The 6,875-nt window shown below is 62.6% G+C and carries 8 protein-coding genes; 4 read left to right on the top strand and 4 right to left on the bottom strand.

Translation table 11 applies throughout. The annotated features are described in order from the left end of the window. The 3 genes from H6B51_RS08720 to H6B51_RS08710 all read left to right on the top strand — a co-directional run. Positions 1-1,541, top strand: a 1,541-nt coding sequence (locus H6B51_RS08720) for a sensor histidine kinase (RefSeq protein WP_204883313.1), incomplete at its 5' end; no start/stop codon positions are given. Beyond that, positions 1,538-2,632, top strand: coding sequence for a transglutaminase domain-containing protein (locus H6B51_RS08715; RefSeq protein WP_204883312.1), 1,095 nt, complete (start codon positions 1,538-1,540; stop codon positions 2,630-2,632). The genes H6B51_RS08720 and H6B51_RS08715, both read left to right, overlap by 4 nt. A gap of 107 nt (positions 2,633-2,739) precedes the next feature. Beyond that, complete coding sequence (locus tag H6B51_RS08710) at positions 2,740-2,988, top strand: IreB family regulatory phosphoprotein (RefSeq protein ID WP_204883311.1); 249 nt, start codon at positions 2,740-2,742, stop codon at positions 2,986-2,988. Positions 2,989-3,243: 255 nt separating this feature from the next. On the opposite strand, the gene mreB is transcribed toward H6B51_RS08710, so the two are convergent. The 4 genes from mreB to H6B51_RS08690 form a co-directional block, all read right to left on the bottom strand. Then, the gene (gene mreB / locus H6B51_RS08705) at positions 3,244-4,266 is read right to left on the bottom strand and encodes a rod shape-determining protein (protein WP_204883310.1); all 1,023 of its coding nucleotides are present in this window, start codon (positions 4,264-4,266) and stop codon (positions 3,244-3,246) included. Between the two features lie 160 nt (positions 4,267-4,426). Next, positions 4,427-4,582 carry a hypothetical protein gene (locus H6B51_RS08700; protein WP_204883309.1) on the bottom strand — a complete coding sequence of 52 codons (156 nt, stop codon included), beginning with the start codon at positions 4,580-4,582 and terminating at the stop codon, positions 4,427-4,429. Between the two features lie 66 nt (positions 4,583-4,648). After that, positions 4,649-5,305: a ComF family protein gene (locus H6B51_RS08695; RefSeq protein ID WP_204883308.1), complete on the bottom strand. Its 657-nt coding sequence runs from the start codon at positions 5,303-5,305 to the stop codon at positions 4,649-4,651. Further along, on the bottom strand, positions 5,302-5,478 hold the full coding sequence (locus tag H6B51_RS08690; protein ID WP_204883307.1) for a type II toxin-antitoxin system antitoxin: 177 nt from the start codon (positions 5,476-5,478) through the stop codon (positions 5,302-5,304). Before H6B51_RS08690 ends, H6B51_RS08695 begins: the two co-directional genes overlap by 4 nt. A 392-nt stretch (positions 5,479-5,870) precedes the next feature. Between H6B51_RS08690 and H6B51_RS08685 the strand changes: the two genes are divergently transcribed. Beyond that, entirely contained in the window at positions 5,871-6,875 is a 1,005-nt protein-coding gene (locus tag H6B51_RS08685; RefSeq protein ID WP_204883306.1) for a sugar-transfer associated ATP-grasp domain-containing protein, read from the top strand.

Below are 6,875 nucleotides of genomic sequence, written 5' to 3'. Positions count from 1 at the left end.
CCCCCCAGAGCAGCCAGTCCCCCGCTGCCGAGGTGGCCGTGGTGAGCAGGAACCAATACTCCAGCGGGCTGTACAACGTCACCCGCTCTCTGGAGCGGTATCGCGTCGCCCTGGTGGCCGTCGTGGTTCTGCCCCTGTCGGCAGGGGCCGTCCTCTTTTTGTGGTATATCCTGTGGCGGAAACACAAGGCCGCGGCCGACCGGGCCATCGCCAGGCTCACCGGCTGCCTGTGGCCGGAGATCAAAATCGTCCTGTTTTTCCCCTATTGCGCCCTGGCCTTTTTTGCCCTGTATGTGACGGCCTGGCTCATCCTGGGCCGGGGATTCTCCGACCTGGTGCCCTATCTGCTGGTGCCTGCGGCCCTGTGGCTGGGCTACCTCTATGTCAATGACCTGCGGTACAATTTCGGCACCATGAAGGCCAAAAGCCCCCTGGTGGCCCTGAGCCGGGCCGTCCGGGCCCGGGAGCTGCGCTACCCGGTGGGCCAGCGGCTCTGCCGCCGCGGCGCCCTCCAGTTCCTGCTGTGCGTCCCCTTTTTCCTGTTCTGCGCCCTGGCGGCTCTGCTCCTCTTCGGGTTCTGGATCAACAGCCTGCCCATCCTGCTGCTGATGCTGGTAGTGGTCGGAGCCGGGGTGGCCCTCATCGTGCTCCAGCTGCGGCTCATGGCCCAGAACCGGCAGGCCGCCGCCGACCTGGACCTGCTGCTGGACCGGGTGCTGGCTGTGGGCACAGACCAGGCCTCTCATACTCCCCTGCCGGCGGACTCTGACCTGCGGGCCGCCGCCGACAGCCTGGACCAGATGGAGACCCGGCTGCGTCAGGCGGTGGAGGAGCAGGTGAAGAGCGAAAAGCTGAAGCTGGAGCTCATCACCAACGTGTCCCACGACCTGAAAACCCCCCTCACCTCTATGGTGAGTTACCTGGAGCTGCTGCGGCAGGAGGAAGAACTGCCCGACCATGTGAAGGACTACCTCCAGGTGCTGGATCAAAAGACCCGGCGGCTCCAGGCCATGGTGCTGGACGTGTTTGACGTAAGCAAGGCGGCCACCGGCAACCTGAAAACCGATGTAAAGCCCATTGACTTCACAAAATTACTGCGCCAGACCCTTGCCGACCAGGATGAGGCCATTTCCGCCTCCCGTCTCACCTTTCGGATGGATCTGCCCCGGGAGCCGGTGTACATCCTGGCCGACGGAGACCGGCTGTACCGGGTGTTCCAGAATCTGGTGCAAAACGCCCTGAAATACGCCCTGGAGGGCTCCCGGGTGTACCTGTCCCTGACGGTGTCCGGAAACACGGCTACCGCCGCCCTGTCCAACACCTCCCGGGAGGAGCTGCCCCAGGAGGTAGATCTCACCGAGCGATTTGTCCGGGGCGACCAAAGCCGCACCGACGGAGGCAGCGGCCTGGGGCTGTCCATCGCCCGCACCTTTACCGAGGCCTGCGGCGGCGCCTTTACCGTCTCCACCCAGGCTGATCTCTTTACCGCCCAGGTGAGCTTCCCCCTCACCGCCCGGCGACCCGAGGAGGACACAGAATGAAAAAAAGCCTGTGCTGCCTTTTGTCCATCCTGCTGCTGGCAGGCTGTGCTCCAAAAGAGCCGGACACTGAGGCCACCGCCGCGGAGATCGGCAACGCCGTGGTCGCCTCCCAACCGGAGGAGTTTTGGGCAGCCCTTCACCCATTATCCGCCGACCAGGATCCGGAAGAGCTGGCCGTCTATCTGTCCACCGCCTACGGCCTCCCCAGGGAGGCCTGGGTGGACGGGGTGGCTGGCTATGCCGAGGGCATGGGCGCCAGCGAAATGGCGGTGCTCCAACTGGCCGACGGCTGGGACAAGGAAGAGGCAGTACAGGCTCTGTGGGACTATATTGATGGCAGGCTGATCGACTTTACAGGCTATGCCCCGGAGGAGGCCGCCCTGGTGGAGGACGCCCTGGTGCTGGAACGGGGCCGATGGCTGCTGCTGGCCATCTGCCCCGACCCGGCGGCGGCGGACTCCGCCTTCCGCTCCTTCTTTGGGGAGGTCCAACAGACCGTCCGGGACCCCGGCGGCGGCAGCCACGAAAAGGTGGAGATGACCCTTTATGACACCAGCCCGGTGGTGGAGGCCTACCGCTCTGGGGACGCCTCCGCCCTGTCCGATATGGACCGGGCAGTTCTGGAGGCCTGCGTCAAAGTCATGGAGGAGATGCTGACGGCGGACATGACCCCGGCGGAGCGGGAATTAGCCATCCATGACTGGATGATCGACCACACCGATTACGACAGGACCGAGGCCCTGCCCAACAACCAGCACCCCTACGGCCTGCTGTTGGAGGGCCAGGCCATCTGCATCGGATACGCCAACACCTTCCAATTGTTTATGGACCTGCTGGATATCCCCTGTATCACCGTGGTCAGCGACACCCACGCCTGGAACCAGGTACAGCTGGACGGGGAATGGTACGGGGTAGACGTGACCTGGGACGACCCTATGGGCTCCTACGAGGACGTGCCCGCCGCCGGAGAGCCGGCCCATCACACCTACTTCAACGTGACGGGCGACTTCCTCCGGGAGACCGGCCACAAGTGGGAGGCGGACGGAGTACCCGAAGCCACCGGCACCCGCTACGCCTGGCAGCCCTCCTGACGCCCTGTCAACATCTTAAAGATTGATAAATTTTTTCCCTCCCTCTTTACAGCGGCGGCATTTTCCGCTACAATGGGAACAGATTTCAACCGGGAGGTGTGACAGGTATGGAGACAGGTTATACCCGTAAATTCAGCATCCACTACGACAAGGATCCTGAGATCAAAGAGGTACTGACCTCCGTATACAATTCCCTCCAGGAGAAGGGATATAACCCCATCAACCAAATTGTGGGCTACATCCTGTCGGAGGACCCCACCTATATCACCAACTACAATAACGCCCGTTCCCTGATCCGCAAGCTGGACCGGGACGAGTTACTGCAGGAGCTGGTGAAGCAGTACCTGAGGGATTGAGCAAAGCGCCCGCCGGTTTTGGCGGGCGCTTTCCATGTTCCGGGGCGGCCGCGCCGGGGTCGTCGCGGCCCACGCAGGCGGTATGATTTTGCCTGTAGGGGCGGGGCTTTGTCCCCGCCCGCCGGTACCGGGGCAGGAAACGTCACGCCGGGCGGGTCTGGGACCCGCCCCTACGCGGACGGCTCGGGTTCCTCATCTCCACTCTCCACAAAACAAGGGCCTGCCGGTTTGGCAGGCCCTTGTTTACACTTACATTCAGTTCATCTGCTTGCGGCGGGACAGGTTGATGGTACCGTCCTGCATGGAATCCACGTCGTCCAGGCTCTTGCCGGTACCGTAGGCCACGCAGGAGATGGCGTCGTCAGCCACGTGGGTCTCGATGCCGGTGTGGGACTCGATGAGCTTGTCAAAGCCCCACACCAGAGAGCCGCCGCCGGTCATACAGATGCCGTTGGTGGAGATGTCGGCCACCAGCTCGGGGGGCGTGCGCTCCAGCACCCCGTGGATAGCCTCCAGGATGCGGGTGGAAACCTCCTCAAAAGCCTCGATCATCTCGCTGGAGGACACGGTAAACACCCGGGGCAGGCCGGTCATGAGGCAGCGGCCCTTGATCTCAATGGTCTGCTCCTCCGGGCGGGGGAACACGCAGCCGATCTGCATTTTCAGCTCCTCGGCGGTGCGCTCACCGATGAGCACGTTGTGCTTGCGGCGGATATACTTCACAATGGCCTCGTCAAACTGGTCGCCGGCGATCTTGATGGAGGTGGACTCCACGATACCAGACAGGGAGATGACGGCGATATCGGTGGTGCCGCCGCCGATGTCCACGATCATGTGGCCGTCAGGCTTGGCGATGTCGATACCGGCGCCAATGGCGGCGGCCACGGGCTCCTCGATGAGATACACCCGCCGGGCGCCGGCCTGGATACCGGCGTCGATGACGGCCCGCTCCTCCACCTCGGTGATGCCGGAGGGAACGCAGATGACGATACGGGGCTTGAACAGCCGGAAGGAAGTGACCTTGCGGATAAACTCCTTCAGCATACGCTCGGTCATGTCATAATCGGAGATGACGCCCTCCCGCAGAGGACGGATGGCCACGATATTGCCGGGGGTACGCCCCAGCATCTGCTGAGCCTCCGTGCCCACCTTGAGCAGCTTGCCGGTGTTCTTGTCAATGGCCACCACGGAGGGCTCCCGCAGCACCACGCCCTTGCCCTTTACGTAAACCAGGATGGAAGCTGTACCCAGATCGATACCGATATCTTTACTGAACATATCTGCACCTCAAGTTCTTACTCTATCTTGTAATGGATGATTATTCCAGAAATGTGGGTTTTGTTTGCATCTACATTATTATACAGAAGCCGGCCATCCATTTCAACGTAAATTTCCGCTAATTTTCTTACAAATCCCTGCCCTCCGCAGGGCAGAGCGACTACCGGGCCCGGGCCAGGGTGGCGCACATCACGTCGGAAGCTCCCATGGTGCGCAGCATCCGGGCGCACTTCCCCCCGGGACTATGGTCCCGGGGGGACCCCATTTCCACTGGTCTGGCGGAAATGAATCCCGCCAGACCAAGGTTTTGGCCCATGGCCAAAACGCTTGTACGCGCCAAAAGGCGCGCCGCCCAGGCCGGGTCTCTGTGCGCCCCGCTGCCCTACCGGGCCCGGGCAAGCGTGGCGCACAATACATCGGAAGCCCCCATGGTGCGCAGGATCCGGGCGCACTCCGACAGGGTGGAGCCGGTGGTCACCACGTCGTCGATGAGCAGCACCCGCTTCCCCGCCACCAGCGACCGGTCCACCTGGCGGTAGGCCCCCAGCACATTGGCCCGGCGCTGGGCCTCCTCTTCCAGGCCGGACTGGGGATCGGTGTCCCGCTCCTTCCGCAGGGTCTCCACCGCCACCTCCCCCAGCGCCAGGGCGGCGGCACTGGCCAGAAGGAAGGCCTGGTCATAGCCCCGCTCCTTTTTCCGCTGCCGGGACAGGGGTACCCAGGTGATCAGGTCGTACTTCCCCTCCAGATGGTCATGGACGCACTGGGCCACCAGCGTTCCGTAGGCCTTATGATAGCCCCGCAGGCCCCGGAATTTATACCGGCGGATGGAGTCCCGCACCTTGTCCTGATACCGCAGGGGCGAGACGCACAGGGAGAAAAATTCCCCCTTCTGCTCCGCCTGGCCCTCGGTGAGCCAGGGCAGCTCCCGCTGGCATTTGGCGCAGAGATGGATCTCACCCCGGCCCAGGATGCGCCCGCAAAAAACGCACTTGGGCGGAAAGAGCAGATCCAGCAGCACCCCCAGGGGCCCGCTCATTGCTTGTCCTCCGCGGGGATGGGGCCGTGCTCCTTCTCAAAGTCCCGGATGCAGCTCTGGATCAGATAAAGGATCTGACCGCTCATGGAACGGCCCTCATAGGCTGACACATATTGGAGCTTGTCATGCAGCGTCTTATCGGTACGGATACTGAGATGATTGGTCTTTTTCATATGCTCTGCCCCCCTTCATCCGTGGTAAGCAAAGCATATCTTATGCACAAAATCTTAGTTTATTGTTAGTGCATTTTTACGGCACAAAATTTGAGAAAAAAGAGAGGGTTTCGCCCCGAGGGGCGAGTTACTTTCTGTGCGGACAGAAAGTCACCAAAGAACCGTCAAAGGGGAGAGGGATTTCGATTTCCCTCTCCCCTTTGAGATCCCCTCTCCTTGAAACGACCAATCAGGGGGGAGGCTTCGGCCTCCCCCCTATTGGATGTACCCCCCTCCAGGGGACGGGGGACGAGGGACGGGAGATGGTTGCCTTTTCCGTCACGTTCTGCTATAATGACGGCTGCCGAGTATGAGATATTTTCGGGCTTTGGCCCGTGTGCTGGAGGTACGTTATGGGACTTTGGAGACTGGTCCGGGGCATGGACCTGAAACGGATGAGAAAGACCGCCAGAGAGGTGGCCCGCACCGCCCACCGGCCCACCCCGGTGATCTTCTGCGACATGGTGTGGTGCGGCCTGCACTATCAGGCCGGCTATCTGGACTACTCCCTCTTCCACTTCTGGGAGCTCAACGGCGCCCAGCGGGCCACCGTCCTCACCCGTGGCAAGAACAACCGCTACGTAGCCGCCCTCAACAGCCGCAAGGAGTGGAACACCTTTGACGTGAAGCCGGAGTTCCTCACCCGCTTCGCCCCCTATGTGGGGCGTAAGTGGCTGGATCTGGCCAACGCCTCCCCGGAACAGTTCCAGGCCCTGGGCCAGGAGCTGGGCCGCTTTATCGTCAAGCCCCGGGACGGCACCCACGGCGACGGGGTGGAGATCCTCCGGGCCGATCAGGTGGAGGACTGGTCCGCCCTGCTGGCCAGGCTGAAGGAGAACGGCCAGACCCTGATGGAGGAGGTCATCCTCCAACACCCCGACCTGAACGCCATCTGGCCGGGCTCCATCAACACCCTGCGCATTGTCTCCTTGCTGAAGGACGGCAAGGCCCACGTGGTGGCCTCCTACCTGCGGGTGGGCAACAGCGACCGGCCGGTAGACAACTTCAACGGCGGCGGCATGGTGGTACCGGTGGATAAGCAGACCGGCGTCATCCAGTGCGCCGCCCGGGACAAGGCGGGGGACCTCTACGAGCGCCACCCCGCTACCGGCGTCAAATTCCAGGGCTATCAGCTCCCCCTGTGGAGCGACATCCTCCAGTTGGTGCAGAACGCCGCCCAGGTGGTGCCCACCGTCCGCTATGTAGCCTGGGACGTGGCGGTCACCCCAGACGGCCCCGTTCTGGTGGAGGGCAACCAGTACCCCGGCCACGACATCTACGGTCTGCCCGGTCAGAACCCCAGCAAGATCGGCATGCTGCCTACCCTGGAGTCCATCGTGCCCCTGAGCAGTCTGTGA

Origin of the sequence: Pseudoflavonifractor phocaeensis (genome assembly GCF_016901955.1) — a bacterium.
Classification (GTDB): Bacteria; Bacillota; Clostridia; order Oscillospirales; family Oscillospiraceae; genus Flavonifractor; species Flavonifractor phocaeensis_A.
This window is presented reverse-complemented; position numbering and strand designations above follow the sequence as displayed.

Excerpts from the sequence above, each read along its gene's own strand:
- H6B51_RS08715 (WP_204883312.1), top strand. The coding sequence starts at position 1,538 with ATGAAAAAAAGCCTGTGCTGCCTTTTGTCCATCCTGCTGCTGGCAGGC.
- mreB (WP_204883310.1), bottom strand. The coding sequence starts at position 4,266 with ATGTTCAGTAAAGATATCGGTATCGATCTGGGTACAGCTTCCATCCTG.
- H6B51_RS08690 (WP_204883307.1), bottom strand. The coding sequence starts at position 5,478 with ATGAAAAAGACCAATCATCTCAGTATCCGTACCGATAAGACGCTGCAT.
- H6B51_RS08685 (WP_204883306.1), top strand. The coding sequence starts at position 5,871 with ATGGGACTTTGGAGACTGGTCCGGGGCATGGACCTGAAACGGATGAGA.
- H6B51_RS08695 (WP_204883308.1), bottom strand. The coding sequence starts at position 5,305 with ATGAGCGGGCCCCTGGGGGTGCTGCTGGATCTGCTCTTTCCGCCCAAG.
- H6B51_RS08700 (WP_204883309.1), bottom strand. The coding sequence starts at position 4,582 with ATGGGCCAAAACCTTGGTCTGGCGGGATTCATTTCCGCCAGACCAGTG.
- H6B51_RS08710 (WP_204883311.1), top strand. The coding sequence starts at position 2,740 with ATGGAGACAGGTTATACCCGTAAATTCAGCATCCACTACGACAAGGAT.